At 72.4% G+C, this 22,387-nt stretch carries 20 protein-coding genes; 3 read left to right on the top strand and 17 right to left on the bottom strand.

Features of this window, described 5'->3' with window-relative positions; all coding sequences use genetic code 11:
* Positions 1 to 65 precede the first annotated feature (65 nt).
* From OG625_RS28975 to OG625_RS28940, 8 genes are all read right to left on the bottom strand, one after another.
* Positions 66 to 1,523 (bottom strand): hypothetical protein, encoded by a 1,458-nt coding sequence (locus OG625_RS28975; protein WP_329386869.1) that lies wholly within the window; start codon positions 1,521 to 1,523, stop codon positions 66 to 68.
* Between the two features lie 49 nt (positions 1,524 to 1,572).
* Positions 1,573 to 2,982, bottom strand: coding sequence for a lysine N(6)-hydroxylase/L-ornithine N(5)-oxygenase family protein (locus tag OG625_RS28970; RefSeq protein WP_329386867.1), 1,410 nt, complete (start codon positions 2,980 to 2,982; stop codon positions 1,573 to 1,575).
* Positions 2,979 to 4,433 (bottom strand): pyridoxal phosphate-dependent decarboxylase family protein, encoded by a 1,455-nt coding sequence (locus OG625_RS28965; RefSeq protein WP_329386865.1) that lies wholly within the window; start codon positions 4,431 to 4,433, stop codon positions 2,979 to 2,981. The genes OG625_RS28970 and OG625_RS28965 overlap by 4 nt, the downstream gene beginning before the upstream one ends.
* Before the next feature lie 511 nt (positions 4,434 to 4,944).
* Complete coding sequence (gene pepN, locus OG625_RS28960) at positions 4,945 to 7,506, bottom strand: aminopeptidase N (protein WP_329386863.1); 2,562 nt, start codon at positions 7,504 to 7,506, stop codon at positions 4,945 to 4,947.
* Positions 7,507 to 7,625: 119 nt separating this feature from the next.
* Entirely contained in the window at positions 7,626 to 7,967 is a 342-nt protein-coding gene (locus OG625_RS28955; protein ID WP_329386860.1) for a chorismate mutase, read from the bottom strand.
* Positions 7,968 to 8,034: 67 nt separating this feature from the next.
* Complete coding sequence (locus OG625_RS28950) at positions 8,035 to 9,219, bottom strand: sensor histidine kinase (protein WP_329386858.1); 1,185 nt, start codon at positions 9,217 to 9,219, stop codon at positions 8,035 to 8,037.
* A gap of 421 nt (positions 9,220 to 9,640) precedes the next feature.
* The gene (locus OG625_RS28945) at positions 9,641 to 10,294 is read right to left on the bottom strand and encodes a response regulator transcription factor (protein WP_329386856.1); all 654 of its coding nucleotides are present in this window, start codon (positions 10,292 to 10,294) and stop codon (positions 9,641 to 9,643) included.
* A 199-nt stretch (positions 10,295 to 10,493) separates the two neighbouring features.
* Positions 10,494 to 11,315: a serine protease gene (locus OG625_RS28940; protein WP_443067795.1), complete on the bottom strand. Its 822-nt coding sequence runs from the start codon at positions 11,313 to 11,315 to the stop codon at positions 10,494 to 10,496.
* 107 nt (positions 11,316 to 11,422) lie between these two features.
* Here OG625_RS28940 and OG625_RS28935 point away from each other — a divergent pair, with 107 nt between their 5' ends.
* Complete coding sequence (locus tag OG625_RS28935; RefSeq protein ID WP_329386852.1) at positions 11,423 to 12,316, top strand: hypothetical protein; 894 nt, start codon at positions 11,423 to 11,425, stop codon at positions 12,314 to 12,316.
* Positions 12,317 to 12,431: 115 nt separating this feature from the next.
* The gene (locus OG625_RS28930; RefSeq protein ID WP_329386850.1) at positions 12,432 to 13,082 is read left to right on the top strand and encodes an HAD family acid phosphatase; all 651 of its coding nucleotides are present in this window, start codon (positions 12,432 to 12,434) and stop codon (positions 13,080 to 13,082) included.
* 33 nt (positions 13,083 to 13,115) lie between these two features.
* On the opposite strand, the gene OG625_RS28925 is transcribed toward OG625_RS28930, so the two are convergent.
* The 6 genes from OG625_RS28925 to hsaA all read right to left on the bottom strand — a co-directional run bounded on the left by OG625_RS28925 (position 13,116) and on the right by hsaA (position 18,447).
* Positions 13,116 to 13,274, bottom strand: a complete 159-nt coding sequence (locus tag OG625_RS28925; RefSeq protein ID WP_329386848.1) for a hypothetical protein — start codon at positions 13,272 to 13,274, stop codon at positions 13,116 to 13,118.
* A 71-nt stretch (positions 13,275 to 13,345) separates the two neighbouring features.
* Positions 13,346 to 15,049 carry an FAD-dependent oxidoreductase gene (locus tag OG625_RS28920; protein WP_329386846.1) on the bottom strand — a complete coding sequence of 568 codons (1,704 nt, stop codon included), beginning with the start codon at positions 15,047 to 15,049 and terminating at the stop codon, positions 13,346 to 13,348.
* Positions 15,046 to 15,534 carry a flavin reductase family protein gene (locus OG625_RS28915; protein ID WP_329386844.1) on the bottom strand — a complete coding sequence of 163 codons (489 nt, stop codon included), beginning with the start codon at positions 15,532 to 15,534 and terminating at the stop codon, positions 15,046 to 15,048. The genes OG625_RS28920 and OG625_RS28915 overlap by 4 nt, the downstream gene beginning before the upstream one ends.
* The gene (locus tag OG625_RS28910; protein ID WP_329386842.1) at positions 15,522 to 16,415 is read right to left on the bottom strand and encodes a VOC family protein; all 894 of its coding nucleotides are present in this window, start codon (positions 16,413 to 16,415) and stop codon (positions 15,522 to 15,524) included. The genes OG625_RS28915 and OG625_RS28910 overlap by 13 nt, the downstream gene beginning before the upstream one ends.
* A gap of 11 nt (positions 16,416 to 16,426) precedes the next feature.
* Positions 16,427 to 17,278, bottom strand: a complete 852-nt coding sequence (gene hsaD, locus OG625_RS28905; RefSeq protein WP_329386841.1) for a 4,5:9,10-diseco-3-hydroxy-5,9,17-trioxoandrosta-1(10),2-diene-4-oate hydrolase — start codon at positions 17,276 to 17,278, stop codon at positions 16,427 to 16,429.
* Positions 17,278 to 18,447 (bottom strand): 3-hydroxy-9,10-secoandrosta-1,3,5(10)-triene-9,17-dione monooxygenase oxygenase subunit, encoded by a 1,170-nt coding sequence (hsaA, locus tag OG625_RS28900; RefSeq protein ID WP_329386839.1) that lies wholly within the window; start codon positions 18,445 to 18,447, stop codon positions 17,278 to 17,280. Before hsaA ends, hsaD begins: the two co-directional genes overlap by 1 nt.
* A 410-nt stretch (positions 18,448 to 18,857) precedes the next feature.
* Between hsaA and OG625_RS28895 the strand changes: the two genes are divergently transcribed.
* The gene (locus tag OG625_RS28895) at positions 18,858 to 19,727 is read left to right on the top strand and encodes an IclR family transcriptional regulator (protein ID WP_329386837.1); all 870 of its coding nucleotides are present in this window, start codon (positions 18,858 to 18,860) and stop codon (positions 19,725 to 19,727) included.
* Between the two features lie 256 nt (positions 19,728 to 19,983).
* On the opposite strand, the gene OG625_RS28890 is transcribed toward OG625_RS28895, so the two are convergent.
* The 3 genes from OG625_RS28890 to OG625_RS28880 are packed head-to-tail and all read right to left on the bottom strand — an operon-like array spanning position 19,984 to position 22,371.
* Positions 19,984 to 21,009 (bottom strand): ferredoxin--NADP reductase, encoded by a 1,026-nt coding sequence (locus OG625_RS28890; protein ID WP_329386835.1) that lies wholly within the window; start codon positions 21,007 to 21,009, stop codon positions 19,984 to 19,986.
* Positions 21,002 to 21,235: a hypothetical protein gene (locus tag OG625_RS28885; RefSeq protein WP_329386833.1), complete on the bottom strand. Its 234-nt coding sequence runs from the start codon at positions 21,233 to 21,235 to the stop codon at positions 21,002 to 21,004. Before OG625_RS28885 ends, OG625_RS28890 begins: the two co-directional genes overlap by 8 nt.
* The gene (locus OG625_RS28880) at positions 21,232 to 22,371 is read right to left on the bottom strand and encodes a Rieske 2Fe-2S domain-containing protein (protein ID WP_329386831.1); all 1,140 of its coding nucleotides are present in this window, start codon (positions 22,369 to 22,371) and stop codon (positions 21,232 to 21,234) included. The genes OG625_RS28885 and OG625_RS28880 overlap by 4 nt, the downstream gene beginning before the upstream one ends.
* Positions 22,372 to 22,387 lie beyond the last annotated feature (16 nt).

Raw genomic sequence — 22,387 nt, 5'->3', positions numbered from 1 at the left:
GTGTTCCAGGGCTGCGGGTGGTGTGCGGCCGGGGCCTGTTGTGGCGGGCTCCGGCCGCGTGCCGGTCAGGGGGCGTCGCGGACGAGTTCGGTGGGGACGGCGGCGTCGAGGGCGGCGATGAGTTGTTCGCCGCGCTTGAAGTACTGCGGGTAGATCGTCATGTCGCAGCCGCAGCCGGTGAGGACGGCGCGGTTGTCGCCGTCGCGGATCATGAGGGCGATCTCGTCGAAGCGGATGTCGTGTTCGTCGGCGGTGCCGTCGCGGCAGACGAGGCCCCAGGGGGTGAGGACCCATTCGCCGCGTTCGTCGCGGGGGCTGATGGCGCGCCGGAGGCGGGGCATGGGGAAGAGGGTGCCGGTTGTCGGCGGTCCTTCGGTGCGCCAGCAGTCGGAGTTGCGCAGGCCGGTGCCGCGGGGCCCCGTCAGGCGGGGGAAGACCTGGTGGGGGACGACGAGTACGGCGTCGGTGAGGGCCTGTTCCAGGTAGTGGCGTACGTCCTGTGGGGTGACGGCTTCGAGGCCTTCGAGGAGGGTGCGGTCGTCGAGGAAGGGCGTGCCGAAGAGTTCGGCGGTCACGGCGCGTTCGAGGGCGCGCCAGTGGGCGCCGATGAAGTCCAGTTCGGCGTGGACGTAGGCGGTGTACTCGTCGAGTTCTGTCTGGGCGGGGCCTTCGCGGGTGAGCCGCAGGGTTTCGTGCCAGAGCGTTTCCGCTGCCTGTTCGGCGTGCCCGTCGAGGATGTCGAGGAGCAGGACGCGGTCCTGGGTGAGGCGGTCGCGGATGAAGAAGTGGGCGCTGACCTGGTTGCTGACGCCGTACAGGTCTCGGACCGCGCGTTCGACGCGGCGGCGCAGGGTCATGTGGGCGGCCATGGCGGGGGCTGAGGAGGTGCCCGAGGTGAGCAGGAGGGAGACGGTGTCGACGGGCCGGTGTTGCCAGGAGCGGCCGGCGCGGGTGCGTGGGGTGGTGCGCTCGGGTCCGGGGCCGGCGGGCAGCGGGAGGGTGAGTCCTTCGGGGACCGGTCCGTCGAGGGCGAGGACGGCGTTGCCGCGGGTGAAGTAGGTGGCGGCGTGGGCGCGGACGGTGTCCGGGGTGATGGCCGCGTACATGTCGGTGTCGTGGTGGAGTACGAGGCCGAAGGCGTGGGGGCCGAAGCGGGCGCCGAGGGGTGCGACGGCCCCGTGCTCGGGTATCGGGGCGCCGTCGATGCTCAGCAGGCGGGCCGTGTGTTCGGTGCGGTGCAGCGGCAGGTCCGACAGGGTCCGGCAGACGGTGTGCAGGAAGTCGGTGACGGCTTCGGGGGTGCCGGCGGCGTGGAAGTGGGTCTCCTCGGCGTCGACGATGGACGCGAACTGGTGGAGGCGTGGGCCGACCTCCGCCATGACGAGGGCTTCTATGACGCGGGTGACGCCCATGGTGGGGGCGGTTTCGTCCCTGACCCCGCATCCGAAGCTGAGCTGGGCGGTGAGGGGGCCGGGTGCGTCCGTCCACAGGACGGTGACTCCGTCGGCACTGGTTCGCTGCATGGCGGCGACCCTAGTGCCGGGGCGGTGGGCGGGTGGTCGGGGGGTCTGGTCAGGGGTGTTCCACGAGGGGGAGCAGTTCGACGGTGGGCTGGGGGCGGGTGTGTTCGCGTTGTTCGAGGCCGAAGGTGGTGAAGGCGGTGCGGGTGGGCTGGGGGTAGGGCTCTTTGCCGGTGAGGGTGTTGAGGATGGCGGCGCTGCGCCATGCGGCGAGGCCGAGGTCGGGGGCTCCGACGCCGTGGGTGTGGCGTTCGCCGTTCTGGACGAAGATGCTGCCGGTGACGCTGGGGTCGAGGATCATCCGGTGGCGGTCGTCGATGCGGGGGCGGCCGGAGGAGTCCTTGCGCAGGTAGGGGTCGAGGCCTGCGAGGAGCCGGGTGAGGGGGCGTTCCCGGTAGCCGGTGGCGAGGACGACGGCGTCGGTGGTGAGGCGGGAGCGGGTGCCCTGGTCGATGTGTTCGAGGTGGAGCTCGACCTTGGTGGTGGCGACGCGGCCGGCGGTGCGGACGCTGACTCCGGGGGTGAGGACGGCGTCGGGCCAGCCGCCGTGGAGGGTGCGGCGGTAGAGCTCTTCGTGGATGGCGGCGATGGTGTCGGCGTCGATGCCCTTGTGGAGTTGCCATTGGGCGGGGACGAGTCTGTCGCGTACGGGTTCGGGGAGGGCGTGGAAGTAGCGGGTGTAGTCGGGGGTGAAGTGTTCGAGGCCGAGCTTCGAGTACTCCATGGGGGCGAAGGAGGGGGTGCGGGCGAGCCAGGTGAGGCGTTCGCGGCCGGCGGGGCGGGCGCGGAGCAGGTCGAGGAAGACTTCGGCGCCGGACTGGCCTGATCCGATGACGGTGACGTGGTCGGCGCCGAGGATGCGCTCACGGTTGTCGAGGTAGTCGGCGCTGTGGATGACGGGGGCGGTGGGGGCTTCGGCGAGGGGGCGCAGGGGTTCGGGGACGTAGGGCTCGGTGCCGATGCCGAGGGCGAGGTTGCGGGTGTGGGTGCGACCCAGGGCTTCGGCTTCGCCGTCGGTGTCGAGTTGGGTGAAGTCGACTTCGAAGAGGTCGCGTTCGGGGTTCCAGCGGACGGCGTCGACCTGGTGGCCGAAGTGGAGTCCGGGGACGCGGCCGGCGACCCAGCGGCAGTAGGCGTCGTATTCGGCGCGCTGGATGTGGAACTGCTCGGCGAAGTAGAAGGGGAAGAGTCGTTCCTTGTGCCTGAGGTAGCTGAGGAAGCTCCAGGGGCTGGTGGGGTCGGCGAGGGTGACGAGGTCGGCGAGGAAGGGGACTTGGAGGGTGGCTCCGTCGATGAGGAGTCCGGGGTGCCAGCGGAAGTCGCGGCGTTGGTCGTAGAAGGCGGTGGCGAGTTCGCCGGCTCCTTGTTGTGGGAGGCCGTGGGCGAGGGCGGCGAGGGAGAGGTTGAAGGGGCCGATGCCGATTCCGACGAGGTCATGGGGTGCATCGAGCTGGGCGGTCATCGGTGGGTGCTGCCTTCCAGGAGGGTGATGAGGGTGTCCAGGTCCCTCGCCGTGGTGTGGGGGTTGAGGAGGGTGGCTTTGAGCCAGAGGCGGCTGTCGGCGTGGGTGCGGCCGAGGACGGCGCGGCCTTGGTGGAGGAGGGTGCGGCGCAGGGTGGCGATGTCCTCGTCGGTGGCGTCGGCGGGCCGGAAGAGGACGGTGCTGATGGTGGGGGGTGCGTGGAGTTCGAAGCCGGGGTGGGCGTCGAGGCGGGTGGCGAGGTCGTGTGCGAGGGCGCAGGTGTGGTCGATGAGGGCGACCAGGCCGTCGCGGCCGAGCGCGCGCAGGGTGGTGGCGATCTTGAGGGCGTCGGGGCGGCGGGTGGTGCGCAGGGAGCGGCCGAGGAGGTCGGGGAGGCCGGCTTCGGTGTCGTCGGTGGCGTTGAGGTAGTCGGCCTGGTGCGCGAGGGGGGCGAGCAGGGCGGTGTCGGGGACGAGGAGGAGTCCTGCGGCGACGGGCTGCCAGCCGAGTTTGTGGAGGTCGACGGTGATCGAGTGGGCGCGGTCGATTCCGGCGAGTTTGTCGCGGTGGCGGGGGCTGAGGGCGAGCGGTCCCCCGTAGGCGGCGTCGATGTGGAGGTCGGCGCCGTAGCGGTCGCAGAGGTCGGCTATGTGCGGGAGGGGGTCGATGAGTCCGGCGTCGGTGGTGCCCGCGGTGGCGGTGACGAGGGTGGGGCCGGGGGTGGCGGCGAGGGCCTCGGCGAGGTGGGCGGGGTCGATGGTGCCGGTGGGGGTGGGGAGGGTGCGGGTGGGTGGGAGGCCGAGGAGCCAGGCGGCGCGGGTGATGGAGTGGTGGGCGTTGGCTCCGTGCAGGACGGTGAGGCCGGGGCCGTGGCGTTCGCGGGCCAGGAGCAGGGCGAGTTGGTTGGCTTCGGTGCCGCCGGTGGTGACGAGGGCGTCGGGGTGGGCGGTGTCGTAGAACTCGGCGGCGAGCGTGCGGGTGACGAGCGCCTCGATCGCGGAGGCGGCGGGGGCCTGGTCCCAGGAGTCGAGTGAGGGGTTGAGGGCGGCGGCGGCGAAGTCGGCGGCAGCCGCGACGGCGAGGGGCGGGCAGTGCAGGTGGGCGGCGCAGAGGGGGTCGGCGGGGTCGGCGGCGCCTGCGGCGAGGGTGTGGACGAGGGTGCGGAGCGCTTCGTGCGGGCCGGTTCCGTGGTCGGGCAGTACGTCGCCCAGTGCGGCCGTGACGTGTGCGGTGACGGTGTCGGGGCCGCCGGGTGGGAGGGGGCCGCCGCGTTCTTGTGCGCCGGTGTGGAGTGCGGTGAGGACGGTGTCGAGGAGGGGGCGCAGGGCCGCGGCGCCGGTGGCTCCGCCGGCGAGTGGGGGTGTTTCGGGGGCGGGGCCGTGGCGGTGGCCCGGGCCGGGGCGGGGGCCGGGGCGGGGGCCGGGGCCGGGGCCGGGCGGCGGCGCGGTCATGTCGGTGTCCTCACGGGAAGGGCGGGGCGGCGGCAAGGGGCCGGCCCTTCGTGGGGGCACGTGGCGGTCAGGGCGGTGCTGCGGTGGCAGCCGGTGCCCGAGGGGTACAACGATCAGACCCGAATGGGGTAACCGCCGGGGATTTTCCGGTTCTGTACTCGTCCCGGGCCCTGTGGAGCCGGTTCCCTGCGGGGCCTGGGCCGGGTGGCCGGGCCTGGGTGGTTCGGGGTGCGGGTGGTTCGGGGTGCGGGTGGTTCGGGGTGCGGGTGGGCCGCTGCGCGGGGCCTCTCCCCCACCCCGCCCCTTCCCGAAACCGGGGCTCCGCCCCAGACCCCGCTCCTCAAACGCCGGAGGGGCTGGGGAGGGTGGAGGTCCCGCCCCAGCTGGACCCCCGTCCCGCCCCGGCTGGGCCCGTCTCCTGCCCCGGCTGGGACCCGGTCCGGTTCTGGTTGGGACCCGGTCCGGTTCTGGCTCGGGTGGGGGCCGGACCGGGTTGACGCGGGAGTGCGGCCTAGTTGGTTGGGCGGACTTTGAGGGCTCGGGAGAGGTCGTCCAGTTGGTCGATCAGTTTGCGGCGGAGGAGCGGGAGGATGGCCGGGTCCCGGAGGCAGGTGTGGCCGGACTGGAGGTTGGCCTCGTCGATGGCGTAGACGGGGAAGGCCCAGCGGCCGGCGGCTTCGGCGATGGCCGGGCCGCGGCGGGCGCCGAGGGCCACTGCCTCGGGGTAGTAGCGGGGCACGTATTCCCGTACGAGGTCGGTCTGTTCGGGCTGCCAGAAGCCCTGGGCGGTGGCGCTGAAGAGGTAGTTGGACAGGGTGTCGTCGTGGAAGAGGCGCTGCCAGGCGGCGGCCTTGGCCTCGGGGGTGGGCAGGGCGGCGCGGCAGCGGGCGGCGCCTTCCTGGCCGGTGGCGCTGGGGTCGGCGGCCAGCGCGGTGTCGATGGCGGTTTCGTCGACCGTGCCGAGTACGGAGAGGCGGGCGAGGATGCGCCAGCGCAGCTCGGGGTCGAGTTCGGGGCCGCCGGGGACGGAGTCGTCGGCGAGCCATGCGGCGATGGTGTCGGGCTGGGTGGCGCTGTCGACGAGGGTGCGTACGGCGGTCAGCCGCAGGCCCGGATCCGAGCCGTCCTCGGTGCGGCGCAGCAGGCCGCGGGCGATCGACGTGAGGGTGGCGAGGGCCGCGGTGCGCTGTTCGGGGGCGAGGTAGCGGACGGCGATCTGGGTGCGGGCGAAGGTGATGACGCCCTGGACGATGGCGAGGTCGTTTTCCTCGGGGAGGTGGGCCTCGGCGGTGGTGAGGTAGTCCTGCGGGTCGAGTTCGCCGTCGCGGACCATGTCGCGCAGGGAGTTCCAGACGACGGCGCGGGTGAGCGGGTCGGGGATGCCGGAGAGGCCGCGCAGGACGGTTTCGACGGAGGTTTCGTCGAGGCGGACCTTGGCGTAGGTGAGGTCGGTGTCGTTGAGGACGAGGAGTGCGGGGCGGGGGCCGCTGACGGAGAGGACCTCGTCGGAGGGGACGTCGAGGTGGAGGAGTTCGGTGCGCTCCAGCATGCGGCCGTCGGCGGGGTCGCGGTCGTAGATGCCGACGGCGATGTGGTGGGGGCGGCTGCCGCGGCGGTCGATGGTGAGGGTCCAGCCGGTGGGGGCGCCGTTGGTGTGGGGGTCTTCCTCGATCTGGGGGGTGAGGGTGTCGATGCCGGTGGTGCGCAGCCAGATGTCGGCCCAGGCGTGGACGTCGCGTTCGGTGTGGGCGGCGAGGGAGTCGACGAAGTCGGCGAGGGAGGCGTTGGCGAATTTGTGGCGGGCGAAGTGGGTGTTGATGCCGGCGAGGAAGTCCTTCTCGCCGAGCCAGGCGACGAGTTGGCGCAGCGCGGAGGCGCCCTTGGCGTAGGAGATGCCGTCGAAGTTGAGGAGGGCGGAGGCGGTGTCGGGGACGTCGTCGGGGTGGGGGGCGACGGGGTGGGTGGAGGGGCGCTGGTCTGCGTCGTAGCCCCAGGATTTACGGGTGACGCCGAAGTCTGTCCAGGTGTCGGTGAAGCGGGTGGCTTCGGTGAGGGTCTGGTAGCCCATGTATTCGGCGAAGGATTCGTTGAGCCAGATGTCGTCGAACCAGGCGAGGGTGACGAGGTCGCCGAACCACATGTGGGCCATTTCGTGGGCGATGACCATGGCGCGGGTCTGGCGTTCGGTGTCGGTGACGGCGGAGCGGTAGATGAACTCGTCGCGGAAGGTGACGAGTCCGGGGTTCTCCATGGCTCCGGCGTTGAATTCGGGGACGAAGGCCTGGTCGTAGGAGTCGAAGGGGTAGGGCTCGGTGAACTTCTCCTGGTAGCGGTCGAAGCAGGCCGTGGTGATGGACAGGATCTCTTCGGCGTCGGTGTCCATGTGGGGGGCGAGGGACTGGCGGCAGTGGATGCCGAAGGGCAGTCCGGCGTGCCGGGTGTGGATGCTGTGCCAGGGGCCTGCGGCGACTGCGGCGAGGTAGGTGGAGATGAGGGGGGTGGGGGCGGAGTGCCAGGTGCCGGCTGCCGCGGGTCGCTCGCCCGCGTCGCCGTCGTCGCTGCCGGGGTCGCGTTCGGCGGTGCGGGTGGTGACTCCGTTGGCGAGGACCGTCCAGTGGGCGGGGGCCGTGACCGTGAACTCGAAGACGGCCTTGAGGTCGGGCTGGTCGAAGGCCGCGAAGACGCGCTGGACGTCGTCCATGAACATCTGGCTGTAGACGTACGTCTCCCCGTCCGCGGGGTCGGTGAAGCGGTGGAGGCCTTCGCCGGTGCGGGAGTAGCGCATGCGGGTGTCGATGCGCAGTTCGTGGGGGCCTTCGGTGAGGCCGGTGAGGGGAAGGCGGTTGTCCTGGAGGGCGGTGACGGGGAGGGGTTCGCCGTCCAGGAAGGCGGATTTCAGGTGTTCGGGCTTGAGCTCGACGAAGGTGTCGCCCGCGGCGCGTGCGGTGAAGCGGATGTCGACGCTGGAGTCGAAGGTTTCGTCGCCGACGGTGAGGTCGAGGGTGACGGCGTAGTGGTGGACGTCGAGGAGCCGGGCTCGGAGTTGCGCTTCGGTGCGCGTCAGTGCGGACATGGGGCCCATGCTGCCGCAGTGGGCAGTCGGACCCCAGTCACGCGCTCGGACGTTGTCTGACGGTGTCTGCCCGTGCCGGTGGGCTTCGGTCGGGGCCGGTCAGCGGCGGCGGTCGGCGGCTACTTGTCTTCTTCGCCCGCGGCGATCGTCTCGTGGTGGCGGATGACCTCGGCGATGATGAAGTTGAGGAGCTTCTCGGCGAAGGCCGGGTCGAGTTTGGCGTTCTCGGCGAGCTGGCGCAGCCGGGCGATCTGGGCGGCTTCGCGGCCCGGGTCGGCCGGGGGCAGCTGGTGGCGGGCCTTGAGGTGCCCGACCTGCTGGGTGCACTTGAAACGCTCGGCGAGCATGTGGACCACGGCCGCGTCGATGTTGTCGATGCTGTCGCGCAGGCGGGCGAGTTCGGCGGCGACGCGTTCGTCGATCCCGTTGTCGATGTCGCTGTCGGTGTCGCTGTTGTTCATGGTTCCCGAGAATACGGGGCGGGGGGCGGCACAGTCTCGGGGCAGTCGGTTGGTGAGACGGCGGTGGTCACAGGGGCAGGAGCGCGGTGACGAGCCAGCCGCCTTCGGGGGTGGGGCCGGCGGTGAGGGTGCCGCCGAGGGCTTCGGTGCGTTCGGCCATGCCGGCGAGTCCGTAGCCTCCGCCGCGGGCGTTCTCGGAGAGTTTGGCGGGGCGGCCGCCGTCGTCGGTGATGCGGACTTCGAGGCCGGTGGAGTCGGTGGGGCCCGCGGGGCCGGTGAGGCGGGTGGGGACGGTGCGCAGGCCGATGCGGACGGCGGTGGCGGTGGCGGCGTGCTTGCCGATGTTGGTGAGGGCTTCGAGGACGATGCGGTGGGCGGTGGCGGCGACGTGGCCGGGGAGTCGGTTGTCCAGGCCTTCCTCGATGTAGAGGACCACGGGCGGGCCGGTGGCGGAGAACCGTTCGGCGAGGTCGCGGATGTCGGCGAGGCCGGCGACGGGGGTGGTGGCGGCGGTGGAGCCGTCGTTCTCGCGGAGGACCTTGACGAGGCGGCGCATCGAGCCGAGGGCTTCGTCGCCGGCGGTTTCGATGCGGCCGAGGATCTCGGCGGCGTGTTCGGCGGAGACCTTGGTGAAGCGGGCGGCGCGGGCCTCGACGACGATGCCGGTGACGTGGTGGGCGACGAGGTCGTGGAGCTCGCGGGCGAGTTCCAGGCGTTCGGCGGTGCGGACGGCGTGCAGGTCGCGTACGCGCTGGACGGACTGGAGGCGCAGGAGGAGCGAGTAGGTGCTGATGACGACGGTGAGGACGGAGAAGAGGAGGGTGAAGCGGCCGGGGTCGGTGTCGCGGACGGGTACGGCCATGCAGCCGAGGCCGAGGAGGGGGCCGAGGACGGCGGCGGTGCGGGCGGGGGCGCGGAGCAGGACCTGGGAGAGGAGGACGAGGAGGGCGAGGGCCTCGCCGCCGCCCCAGACGACGATGGGGTGGTTGCCGAAGATCAGGACGAGGGTTGCGGTCCAGGTGACGGCGGCGGCGAACCAGGCACGGGTGAGGAGGGGGATGGCCGGCCAGGGCGCGGCGCTGAGGCAGACGAGGATGCCGGACACCCAGACGGTGGCGTGCGGGAGGCTGGGCCGGCGGGCGAGGACGACGCCCTCGAAGGTGACGAGGGCGAGGAGGACGAGGGAGAGGGCGAGGCGGATCAGGTCGGCGGTGTGGGGGTGCCGGCGGGCCCAGCTGCGCAGGGGGCTCATCCGTGGCCCCTTGTCCCCGGGACTCCGTCCCGGACCTGGGCGGTGGGGGTACGGGTGCGTGTGTGGGCGGGCGGGCGTGGGTGGGGGGCGGCTGCGCCGCAGGTCCGGGCGGCAGGGGTACGGGTGCGTGTGTGGGCGGGCGGGCGTGGGTGGGGGGCGGCTGCGCCGCGGCTCCCTGGGGCTCCGCCCCGGACCCCGCGCCTCAAACGCCGGCGGGGCTGGTTGTGGCTGATGCAGTCCGCCCGGCGCGGCTCAAAGACCGGGGCTCCGCCCCGGACCCCGCTCCTCAAGCGCCGGAGGGGCTGAATTTCGCCCGGCAATGCCGGGAAGCAGCTCAGGGGGGCGCGGGCGCGTGGCCGGCGTGGGCTTGGCCGTGCCGGGATGGGGGGCGGGGCTGCGCCACGGGACGTCGGGGGCGGCGTCACGCCGTCGTGGCGGCCAGGCCGCTTTCCCAGGCCCAGGCGGCGATTTCCACGCGGTTGCGAGCGTCAAGTTTGGCCTGGACGTTGGCCAGGTGGGTTTTGACCGTGGAGAGGGAGACGTAGAGCTCCCCCGCGATCTCGGCGTTGGTCAGGCCGCGCGCGAGGCAGCGTACGACCTCGCGTTCCCGTTCGGTCAGGGGTTCCGCGGGGCGGCGGGCCGGGTGGGCGGGGGTGCGGGGGGCCATTTCGCGGAGGAGGCGGACGGTGATGGCGGGCGAGACGAGGGAGTCGCCGACGGCTGCCGCGCGGACCGCTTCAACCAGCATGGCCGGGCTCGCGTCTTTCAGGAGGAAGCCGGACGCTCCGCCGTGGAGCGCCGCGTGGACGTACTCGTCGAGGTCGAAGGTGGTGACGATGACGATGCGTGGCCGGTCGCGGCCGGAGAGGCGTCGGGTGACTTCGAGGCCGTCGAGTTTCGGCATGCGGATGTCGAGGAGGAGGACGTCCGGCTGGTGCTCGTCGACGGCGGCGAGGGCGGCCTCGCCGTCGACGACGTCGGCGACGACCTCGATGTCCGGCTGGCTTTCGAGGATCATCCGGAAGCCGGTTCTGACCATGTCCTGGTCGTCCGCGATGACCACTCTGATCGCCATGCGCTGCCTGCCCCACTGTCGCCCGCTGCCGATGGATCCTTCCCATGGGACCGTCGTGTGCGGCGGCCCGCAACCGCACGGGGTGGGGACTGCGGTGGTCCGGCCTCGCGCTTCTTCGGCAGACGTTACGTGCGTACGGGGTGCGGGGCTTCGTCCTTCCGGCCCGTTGTGGTTCGGCCGGAAGGACGAAGGGTTCTTGCTAGAGGGTGGCCGCGGCGGCCTTGATCTCGGCCGCGAAGGTGGACACCTCGGTGTAGACGCCGGGGTAGTCGGGGCGGGCGCAGCCCTGGCCCCAGCTGACTATGCCGACCTGGATCCAGGCTCCCGCGGTGTCCCGGCGGAACATGGGGCCGCCGGAGTCGCCCTGGCAGGTGTCGACGCCGCCCTGGTCGAGGAAGCCCGCGCAGATTTCCTGGGTCGGGACGAGGTCGCTGCCGTACGCGGCCTGGCAGTCGGCGTCGGAGACGAAGGGGACGGTGGCCTTCATGAGGTAGCGCTGCTGGCCTCCGCCTTCGCGGGTGGCGCCCCAGCCGGCGACGGTGAAGGTGCCGTTGTCGAAGGCCTTGGTCTCGGCGATCTTGAGGGTGGGCAGGTTGATGGGCTTGGCGAGTTTGACGAGGGCCCAGTCCTTGCCCTTGCCGTTGTAGCCGGGGGCTTGGAGGACCTTGGTGGATTTGACCTTGATGGCGCTGGAGCTGCGCAGGTCGACGACGCCGGCGGTGGCGGTGATGGTGGTGTTGTTGCCGGAGCCGTTCACGCAGTGGGCGGCGGTGAGGACGATCTGCTGGGTGTAGAGGGCGCCGCCGCAGCCCATGGAGAGGCGGACCATGAAGGGGAATTCGCCTTGGGCCGCGCGGGTGCCGCCGACGACGGGGTTCGTGGAGGCGGTGGCGGTGCCGGGCTGGAGGCTGACGGCCGCGAGGGCGACCGCGCTGGCGGCGAGGGTGCGCTTGAGGAGTCGCGCGAGGGTGGACACAGTCAACACACTGCCTTTCGTGGGGGGTTGGGCGGTGCGCGCCATCAAAGAGATGACGGGGCCATGACACACCCGTCCCGCGCCGGGCATCAAGAAGGCATTTTTGGCCAACAGGGGGCAGACGCCGGAGAGTTTGCTGCAAGGGGTGCGCGATGACGCACGACACGAGGCCGGGCAGCCCGATCGAGCACGGATTTCCGCACCTGCCCGTGGTGCGCGCCTCGATCACGGCGCTGTTCCGGCGGCTGTCGGCCGACGGGATCCGCGCCTACGCCACGAGCCTCTCCCCCGCCGACGCGGCCTTCGACGCCTCCGACGACCTGCACCTCGGTGCGCAGCGAGTGGCCTCCGCGGTGGTGCGCGCGCTGCGACTGCCGGACGCGCGGATGGTGGTGGGCTTCCGGGAGATTCAGGACGCGGCCACGGTGGAACTGGCCGCGGGCCCGGAGTACTTCGTCGAGGTCAACGACCGTTTCCGCACGCACCGCCGGGACTTGGCGGCCGCGCTCTCGCACGAGGCGGCCCACGTGCTGCTGCACCGGCTGGGCCTGCGCTTCCCGGACACCGCGGAGAACGAGATCCTCACCGACACCGCCGCCGCCTACCTCGGCGCCGGCTGGCTGCTGCTGGACGCCTACCGCGAGGACGCGCTGACCCACCAGCGGTTCGGCTACCTCACGCCGGAGGAGTTCGGGTTCGTACTGGCCAAGCGGGCCGCCCTGTTCGGCGAGGACCCCTCCGCCTGGTTCACGAGTCCGCAGGCGTACGAGGCGTACGTGCGCGGCCGCGCCCTGGCCGAGCGGGACCGCCGCCGGGCTCCGCTGGCCGCCGCGGGGCCCGTGGCCCGGCTGCGGTACGCCAAGGACCGCCGCGCCGGGGCCACTTCGGCCCGCGGGGCCGCGTACCGCTTCGAGCCGGAGGAGGACGGCGCGCCTCGGGTGACCTTCCCCTGCCCGGTGTGCGAGCAGCGCGTGCGGGTGCCGGTGCGCGGGCGGCTCCGGGCCCGGTGCGGACTGTGCCGCACGGTTCTGGACTGCGAGACCTAGCGAGGGTTCACCGGTCAGCCATAAAAAGTTTCCTACCGGCCAGTAGACATGGGGCGGGATGTGGCCAAGTCTGGACGCGTACATGCCAATCGCGTGATCGAGGAGCGTCCCCCACATGCGCAGCACCCGTACCGCCGCCACCACCGCCGCACTGGCCGCGGCCGCCGCCGTCCTGACCCTGGTTCCGGCCACGGCAGCCCAGGCGGCCCCCACTGCCACCACCTCGTACACCGCGTCCGCGCCCGGCGGGAACGCGGCCATTCTCGGCATCGACTACGGCACGTGGCAGCGCGACGTCGCCACCGTCATCGACGGGGTCCGCCCCGCGATCGAGCAGCGCATCGCCACCGCCAAGCCCGGCGAGAAGCCCGCGATCGTCCTCGACATCGACAACAGCTCGCTGGAGACGGACTTCCACTGGTTCTGGACCGTCCCGACCCCCGCGATCGCCAAGGTGCGCGAGCTCACCCGGTACGCCAACGAGCGCGGGGTGGCCATCTTCTTCGTCACCGCCCGCCCCGGGATCCTCTACTCCCCCACCGCGTGGAACCTCCGGACCGTCGGCTACCCGGTGACGGGCCTCTACGTCCGTGACCTGCCCGCCCTGTTCGGCGAGGTCAGCGCCTACAAGACGGCCAAGCGCGCGGAGATCGAGGCGAACGGCTACACGATCATCGCCAACATCGGCAACAAGGAGAGCGACCTCGTCGGCGGGCACGCCGAGCTCACGGTCAAGCTGCCGGATTACGACGGCAAGCTGTCCTAGCCGGATCTGGGCCGTCTCTCCGAGGGAGACGGCCTAGGCCTCGCACCCGCCGGAGCCGAGGGGGTCGTGGTCGCAGTCGTCCGTGTTCCGCGGCGACCCGTCCCCCTCACCGGACGCGACGAGCCACGCGCCGAGCATGACGGTGCCGAAGAACAGCACGACGATGAACAGCACCATCCCGGACGTGTGCATCCCGGCCCCCGTTCGGTCACTCCCCCTGTCGGGGGTGTGCCCGGTCCGCCGGGCCGGAACACACCCTTCCGTCAGCGGGCCGGGGCCGGGGCCGGCGCCTCCCCCGCGATGGCGTTGACCGCCGCCCAGCTGAAGGCCATGGCCGGGCCGATCGTGGCGCCCGGGCCGGGGTAGGTCTCCCCCATCACCGCCGCCGAGCAGTTCCCGGAGGCGTAGAGGCCCGCGATCACCTCCCCGTCCTCGCGCAGCACCCGGCCGTTCCCGTCGGTGACCAGACCGCCCTTGGTGCCGATGTCCCCCGGGTGTACGGGCACCGCGTAGAAGGGGCCCTTGTCGATCGGCGCCAGGTTCGGATTGGGCAGGGTCGGGTCGCCGTAGTAGCGGTCGTAGACGCTGTTCCCGCGCCCGAAGTCCCCGTCGACTCCCTCCTCGGCGAAGCCGTTGAAGCGGCGGATCGCGGCGGGCAGTGCGGGCGCCGAGATCTGCCGGGCCAGCTCCTCCACGCTGTCGGCCCGCTTCAGGAAGCCGCTCTCCAGCCACCGCTTGGGGAAGGGTTGCCCGGGGAAGAGGCCGGCGAAGATGTACCGGGCCTTGGAGCGGGCGTCGAGGATGAGCCAGGACGGCACGGTCCGGGCATCGGGACGGTCCGCGGCGTACATCCGGTCCACGAACGCGTGGTACGGCGCTGCCTCGTTGGCGTACCGCTCCCCCGCCTCGTTGACGATGACCATGCCCGGGATGCCGCGGTCGGCGACGAGGAAGAACGGCTTCTCCCCGGGCGGGCACACCGAGGGCGCGCCCCACACCTTGTCGAGCAGGTCGGTGGCGGCCCCCAGTTCCGCAACCAGCCGCAGGGCGTCACCGGTCTGCCCCTCCGAGGCGTGCGTCCAGGCCGTGGAGGTGGGCTGCGGAAGGTACTTCTCGCGCAGCGCCTGGTCGTGCGAGAACCCGCCGGAGGCCAGCACCACCCCTCCCCGGGCCCGTACGGTCACCTCGCGCCCTGCCTGGGTGACCCGTACGCCGGCCACCCGGCCGGACGCGTCGGTGACCAGGCCGGTCAGCGGCGCCGACAGCCACAGGTCCCCGCCGAGCCGGTGCAGGGAGAGCCGCATGCGGGCGACCAGCGCCTCGCCGAGGGAGAGCAGGGTGCGGCCGGTGGCCAGTGCCTTCACCGCGCGCGCCCCGACCTTCAGGGACACCTTCTTGCCGGCCCAGGTGCGGCTGACCATGTTCAGGAAGCGGAAGTCGTACGAGGTCATGGTCAGCCCGTACGTGGGCAGGCCCGCCCGGCGCATGTCGTGGCGCAGCGCGCCCAGCTGCTTGAAGTCCACGATGCACGGCTCGATGGAGCGGCCCTGCGCCATGCCGCCCTGCGCCTCGGGGAAGTAGTCCGAGTAGCCGGGGGTGTACATGAAGCGGATCTCGGTGCGGTCGTGGAACTCCTTGACCATGCGCGGCCCGTGGGCGAGGTAGGCGTCCTTGCGGGCCTCGGGGACCCGGTCGCCGACGGTGGCGTCGAGGTAGGCGCGGGCCTTGTCGTAGGTGTCGGCGAGGCCGGCCCGGTCGAGGTGGAGGTTGCCGGGGACCCAGATCGCGCCGCCGGACAGGGCGGTGGAGCCGCCGTACTTGTCGGTCTTCTCCACGACGAGGGCGGTCAGGCCCCGCAGCCGGGCGGTGACGGCGGCGGCGAGTCCGGCCGCGCCGGATCCCACCACGACCACGTCGTACTCGTACTCGTACTCGGGCTCGTACTCGGGCTGACTGTCGGACGTCATTCGAAGGCTCCGGTGGCGTAGTCGCTGCGGAAGTACAGCAGGGGCGATCCGCCGTCGCGGGCGGCCGGTTCGAGGACCCGGGCGGTGACCAGGTAGTGGTCACCGGCCTCGTGGACCTCTTCGAGGGCGCAGTCGACGGTGGCGAGCGCCCCGGAGATCCGGACCGCCCCGTGCTCGGACAGTTCCCAGTCCACGCCGTCGAACTTCTCGCCGCCGCGCCGCCCGAGGGCCTGGCAGACCTCCCGCTGATCCTCGGCGAGGATGCTGACCCCGAACCGGCCTGCCGCCCGGACGGCGGGCCAGCTGGAGGAGGACTTCCCCACGCACAGCAGGACCAGCGGCGGGTCCAGGGACAGGGAGGCGAAGGACTGGCAGGCCAGTCCCGCCGGGCGGCCGTCGTCCCCGACGGCCGCGACGACGGTGATCCCGGAGGCGAAGGCTCCGAGCACCTCGCGGAACGCGGCCGGGTCGATCAGCCGTTCCACTGGTGGCCCCAGAAGCTGTCCGCGGTGATCTCCTTCGCCGTCCAGGTGGCGGGGTCGACGATCAGCCCGTCCCAGCCGTACTCGACCTGGAAGCCGCCGGGGGCCTGCGCGTAGAAGGAGACCATGTGGTCGTTGGAGTGCCGGCCGAGGGTGGAGGCGATGGGGATGCCCGCCTTGTTCATCCGGTCCAGGCAGTAGCCGACGTCGTCGAGCCGCTCCAGTTCGACCATGAAGTGGACGATGCCGGGCGGCAGCGCGCCCGGGTAGAGGCCGAGGCTGTGGTGGCGGCGGTTGGGGCTGAGGAAGTGCATCCAGTGGAAGTCCTTGCCGGGGGCTCCGGTGGGGACGGCGACCGGGGGCAGCTTCATCGAGTCGCGCAGCTGGAAGCCGAGGAGGTTCTCGTAGAAGTCGAGGGTGGCCTCCGTGTCGGGGGCCGGCAGGACGACGTGGCCGAGGCCCATGTCGCCCGTGACGAAGCGGTTCCCGTACGGGGCGGCGAGCGGGGTGTGGTCCTGTGCCTGGCCCCAGTAGAGCTCCAGGGGGTTCCCGCTGGGGTCCTCGCAGTGGACCAGGCCCTGGACGCGCCGGTCGGCGAGGGTGGCGGCGTCGCCCCCCTTGACCGCATATCCGGCGGCCTCCAACTCGGCGGCCGCGTCCTGCAGGGCGCGGGCGTTCGCCACCTCGAAGCCGGCGGCGAGCAGCCGGTCCTGGGCGCCGGCGACGAACTGGAAGCGGTGGATGCGATCGTCGATGCGGACGTTCAGCTGCGTGTCCGTGGAGCCCTGGGCCTCGTTCATGCCGAGGACGTCGAGGACGTACGTACGCCACGCGGCGAGGTCGGCGGTCTCGATGCGGAGGTATCCGAGTGCGCGGATGTCCATGTGCGGGCTCCCTAGCCGTGGAGGAAGAAGGCGGTGGCGAGTCGGTTGAATTCGGCGGCGGCCTCGGTCTGCGCCCAGTGGCCGCAGCGCGGGAAGACGTGGAGGCGGGCGTCGGGGATGGCCTTGAGGGCGACGAAGGCCCCGTCGACGGGGTTGACCCGGTCCTCGCGGCCCCAGGTCAGCAGCACGGGGCAGGTGATGCGGTGGGCCTCGCGCCAGAGCATGGTGTCCTGGGGCCACCGGGCGAAGGAGGCGCCCATCCGGGCGTTGCCGAGGGCGGCCTCGGGGTCGGTGGCCTGGGCGTAGCGCTCCTCGACGAGTTCGTCGGTGACCAGGGCCGGGTCGTACACGAGGGTGGTGAGGAAGGCCCGCATCCGCTCCCGGGTGGGCTCGGCGGAGCCGGCGAACTCGAAGAGCCTCTTGATGCCTTCGGTCGGGTCGGCCGAGAAGAGGTTGAGGGAGATCCCGCCGGGGCCCATGAGCAGCAGCTTGTCGACCTTGTCAGGGTGGTCGAGGGCGATACGCGTGGCGGTGCCGCCGCCGAGCGAGTTGCCGATGAAGTGGGCCTTCTCGATGCCCAGTTCGTCCATGAGGGCGGCGGTGGCGTCGGCGGCGAAGCTGAAGAAGTCCTTGTCGAGCTCGGGTTTGTCGGACTTGCCGAAGCAGGGCTGGTCGAGGAGCAGGGTGCGGAAGTCCCGGGCGAAGTGGGGCAGGTTTCGGCCGAAGTTGGACCAGGCGGAGGCGCCGGGGCCACCGCCGTGCAGCAGGATCACGACCGGACCGTCGGGCGAACCGGCCTCGTGGTAGTGAAGGTTCAGGCCGCCGGCCTTGACGGTGCGCGAGGTGCTCTCGTAAGTGATCATCAGAGCATCGTGTCCTGGATGTCGAGGCCGAGGGCGCCCTGGCCGAAGAGGACGAGGGCCCGCTCCGGGTCGTTGGCGGCGTGGCCGCGCCCGGTGTGGACGTCGCGCCAGGCCCGCTGGACGGGGTTCGCGCCGGTGCGCATGGCGCTGCCGCCGGCGTTCTCCATGAGGAGGTCGACGGCGGCGACGCAGCGCTCGGTGGCCAGGACCTGGTCGCGGCGGGCCCGGGTGCGCAGCGCGGTGGGGAGCTCCTCGCCCCGTTCGGCGAGGGCGTACAGCTCGGCGATGTTGCGGTGGAGCTGGAGCCAGGAGGCGTCGATGTCGCTCGCGGCGCGGGCGATGCGGACCTGCGCGAAGGGGTCCTCGGCGACCTGCTGGCCGTAGGAGATGCGGAACCGCTCGCGGGTCGCGGCGACGTACGCCTCGTAGGCGCCCTCGGCGATGCCGACGATCGGAGTGGAGATGGTGGTGGTGAAGACGGAGGCGTACGGGAGCCGGTAGAGCGGCTCGGAGTTGACCGCGTGACCGGGGACCTTCAGGGCCGTGACGGGGCCGAAGCTCAGCGCGCGGTGCTCGGGGACGAACACCTGGTCCAGGGTGATGTCGTTGGAGCCGGAGCCGCGCAGGCCGACGGTGTCCCATACCTCGTCGATGCGGTACTGGGAGCGCGGGACGAGGAAGGTGCGCATGTCCACGGGCCGGCCGTCGGCGTCGGTGACGAGCCCGCCGAGCAGGGCCCAGTCGGCGTGGTCGCAGCCGGAGGAGAAGTGCCAGCGGCCGCTGACGGTGAAGCCTCCGTCGACGGGGGTGACCTTGCCGGTGGGCGCGTACGAGGAGCAGATGCGGGTGTCGGGGTCGGCGCCCCAGACCTCTTCCTGGGCGCGGGGGTCGTAGAGGGCCACGTGCCAGGGGTGGACGCCGACGACGGAGGCGACCCAGCCGGTGGAGCCGCATGCCTTGGCTATCTCCTTGACGGCGGCGTAGAAGACGGCGGGGTTCGCGGCACGGCCGCCGTGGGCCTTCGGCTGGAGGAGGCGGAAGAAGCCGGTGCCGGCGAGCTCTTTGATGCTCGCCTCGGGGACCTTGCGCTGGGCCTCGGCCTCGGCGGCGCGTTCGCGCAGGGCCGGGGCGAGGGCGCGGACTGCGTCGAGGACGTCTTCGTCGCTCATGCTGTCGCTCTCTTTCTCGGGGTCGACGGCTTCGAGGTGCGGTGAACGTACGCCTGGGGGTCGGGGGCGTGGAACGGGCCGTTCCCGGTGAGTGGGAAGCCGCGCCCGGGGCGGCCCTTGCCCTGCCGGGGGCCCGCTCGGGCCCTGCCCGGGGCCTTGCCGGCGCCTGCTCGGGACCTGGCCGGGGGCTACCCGGGGCCTTCCCGGAGCCTGCTCGGGACCTTCCCGCAGCCTTCCCGGGCCCTGCTCGGGCCCTGCCCGGGCCTCCTCCCGGCTCTCCCCCGTCCCTTCCTTGAGGCTCTACCTGGCTACTCGAAGTATTACTGAATGAAATACATCCTTCCGGGTCCTTCCCTCCGCCCGGGGGCCCGTGGCAGGGTCGCCCCAACGCCTCACGCAGGGGGTTTCTCGTGCTTGACCAGGTCTTGGAGTCCGAGCTCGCACCGCTGTCGCTGCTGGAGAAGGCCGCGCGGGTGCTGGGCGCCTTCGAGGGTCCGCAGCCGCGGCTCTCGCTCACCGAGGTCGTCCGCCGCTCCGGGCTCCCGCGCTCCTCCGCCCACCGGATCCTCGACCAGCTGGTGCGGTTGCGCTGGCTGGACCGCGAGGGCCGGGACTACCGGATGGGCATGCGCATGCTGGAGCTCGGCGCGCTCGCCTCCCACCACAACCGGCTGCGCCGGGCCGCCCTGCCGCTGCTGCACGCGCTGCACGAGCAGACCGGGCAGCTGGTGCACCTGTGGGTGCTGGACGGGGCCGAGGTGGTCTGCCTGGAGCGGATCGGCGGCTCCGACACCACCACCGTGCCCTCGCGGGTCGGCGGCCGGATGCCCGCGTACTGCACGGCCGCCGGCAAGGCGGTCCTCGCGTTCAGCGACCCGGCGGACCTGGAACACGTCCTGGCGCAGGGGCTGCGGCCGCGCACGCCCAGGACCCTGATCCGGCCGCTCGCGCTGCGCGCCGAGCTCGCGGCGACCCGTGAGCGCGGGATCGCGTACGACCGGGAGGAGAGCTTCCGGGGCATCTCCTGCGTGGCGGCCCCACTGCGGGGCGCGGGTCGCGCGGTGGCCGCGGTCTCGGTCTCCACCGGCCGCGGGGAGCGCGAGCTGGCCCGGCTGGCGCCCGCGGTGAGCGCGTGCGCGCGGGCGGTGTGGCGGGAACTGTACGGGCGCGGGCGGGCGGGGCGGGCGGCCGCGGCCCCGCGCCAGGACCTCGAACCGGCCGTTTCCGCGCAGGCGATGGACAACATGATGGGCTGGCTGCGGTTCAGCGAGTGGATGTAGCGGGTAGTCATATCCCGACGCACGCACGAAGACCCGGACCCGACCCCTCGCCAGGGGGCCGGGCCCGCTTCGTGCCGGGACGGGGCGGGCCGCCGGCGAGCGGGGTGGTTCCGCGGGGCCGGTTCCGCCGGGCCGGGCGCGCGCCGGGGCGTCTCCTCGGGCGTCGAACGGTTCCAGGGGGCGGTGGGCCGAGCGGGGTTGCGTTCGACGCCCTGCGGGGACGCCCCGACACACACCCGACCCCGTCGAAACCGGCCTAGCCCCCGTAGGTGATCCGGACGCGCTCGCCGAGCCGCATCGCCTGGCAGGCCAGGACGTAGCCCTCGGCCAGGTCCTCCTCGGCCAGAACTTCGTTGCGGGCCATCGTCACCTTCCCCTCCACGACCCGGCAGCAGCAGGCGCTGCACGCCCCCTCCCGGCAGGAGTACGGAGCCGGGACGCCCGCGGCGAGCAGGGCGTCGAGCAGCGGGGTCCCCTCGGGCCAGGGAACGGTGTGGACACGGCCGTCCAGCTCCACCTCGGCTGCCGGAGCGGCGGCTACCGTGGCCGGCTGCGGGGCGGTGGCGAAGACGTCGCCGCTCAGCGAGAAGTACCGCTCCCGGTGTATCCCGCGCGGGAGCGCCCCGGTCGCGCGCAGCGCGGTCTCGGCGGCGTCCATCAGCGGGCCGGGACCGCACAGGTAGGCCTCGCGGCCGGCGTACGGGGCCACGAGCGGGCCGAGCCGGACGGCGGTCGGCAGTCCCTGGAGGCTCTCCAGCCAGTGGATGACGGTCAGCCTCCCGGGATGCGCCTCGGCCAGCCCCCACAGCTCGTCGCGGAAGATCACCGACTCGGGGTCCCGGTTGGCGTACACCAGGGCGACCCGGGACCGGCCGGCGGCGAGCGCCGATTTGGCGAGGGAGAGCACGGGGGTGATCCCGCTGCCGCCCGCGACCAGCAGGAGGTCCCGGTCCAGGCCGCCGGGGCCCGGGGTGAAGGTGCCGGCGGGCGGCAGCACCTCCAGCTCGTCCCCGGCGGCCACCTCCTGGCAGATCCAGCCGGAGCCGAGCCCGCCGGGGACCCGCTTGACGGTGATCCGCATGGGCTCGCCGGTGTGCGGGGAGCTGGCCAGGGAGTAGCAGCGGGCCGCGCCGCCGGGGATCCTCAGGGTGAGGAACTGGCCGGGGGCGTAGGGCAGGTCGCAGTCCAGTACGAGGGACACCGCGTCCGGGGTCTCCTGGACCCGCTCCCGGACCCGTACCCTCAGCGGACCCGGGCGGCCCGGCGGCAGCTCGTCAGACATCGGCGGGTACCTCCAGCCGGCCTTCCCGGACCGCCGCGTCGATGCTCGTGCGCAGCGCCGTACAGGAGCGGACGCGGGCGCTGAGTTCTCCCGCGGACACCCGGGCGGCGATGCGGGGGCAGGTGGCGGCGGCCTCTTCGGTCCACTGGACCTGGGTGTGGGCCGGGCTGAACTTCTCGCACAGCACGGCGGTGCCGCACTCCGTGCAGGTGACGGGGCGCATCATGCGCCCTCGGCCGCGCGGCGGGCCAGGTTCTCGGCGACCTCGGCCTTCCAGGCGGCGTTGGCGCGGGCGGTGTCGATCTCGAACTCGAAGCGCCGCACCATCTCGTCCTTGACGTCGGCGGCGTCCACGTAGAACTGCTCGTACCAGCGGCGCAGCTGGTAGACGGGCCCGTCCTCCTCCGTGAGGAGGGGGTTGTCGATACGGGCCTTGTTCTTCCAGATCTCGACGTCCTGCTCGAAGCCGACGGCGAGGCCCTCGGAGGTCAGGCGGGCGGCGTCGGCGGCCTGTTCGTCGGTCATGCCGGGGAGCTTCTTGACGATCGTCCCGTACATGAGCATGAAGCTGTTCTCGTCGATCGGGTAGTGGCAGTTGATCAGGACGGATTCGAGCTCGGCGCCGCCGCCGATGTCGCTCCAGAGCTTGTCGATCATGTACGAGGGCCCGTAGTACGAGGCGTCGGAGCGCAGGCCGCCGCCGGTGGAGAGGGTGCCGAGGTCGACGTCTCCGCGCGGGGTGGACTCCATGTACTGGGTGGCGACGTGCCCGTCGAAGACGTTCTTGAAGTAGTGCGGGAAGGCGTAGTGCACGTAGTAGAAGTGCGCCATGTCGACGACGTTGTCGACGATCTCCCGGCAGTTGGAGTTCTCGACGCGCAGGAAGTTCCAGCTCCAGTCGCTCCATTCGGGGCTGCCGACGCCCTCGATCTCGGGGATGGTGACGTCCGCGGGCGGCGGGTTGCCCTCCGGGTCGTTCCAGACGTAGAGCTGGGCGTTGCGCTCCAGGGTGGTCCAGGCGCGGGTCCGCGCGCGGGCCGGGACGCGGCGGGCGTAGGGGATGGCGGCGCAGCGGCCGTTGCCGGACCAGCGCCAGTCGTGGAAGGGGCAGGCGAGGGTGTCGCCCTTGACGGTGCCGTGGGCGAGGTTGCCGCCCATGTGGGGGCAGTGGGCGTTCAGGACGTGCAGTTCGCCGGTGTCCTGGCTCTGGAAGACGACGAGCTTGGTGCCGAAGGCCTCGACCTCGTGCGGGTTTCCGTCCCGGAAGGAGGCCGCGAGACCTAGGCAGTGCCAGCCGCGGGCGAAGCGGGTGGGGACGGCGGCCGCCTCTATCACGCGGGGCGCTTCGTCGATTGAGGTCATGGGGCTCTCCACTTCG

The organism is Streptomyces sp. NBC_01351 (assembly GCF_036237315.1).
Taxonomy (GTDB): Bacteria; Actinomycetota; Actinomycetes; order Streptomycetales; family Streptomycetaceae; genus Streptomyces.
The sequence above is the reverse complement of the archived record's forward strand: the minus strand, read 5'-3'. Positions and strand labels throughout refer to the sequence as shown.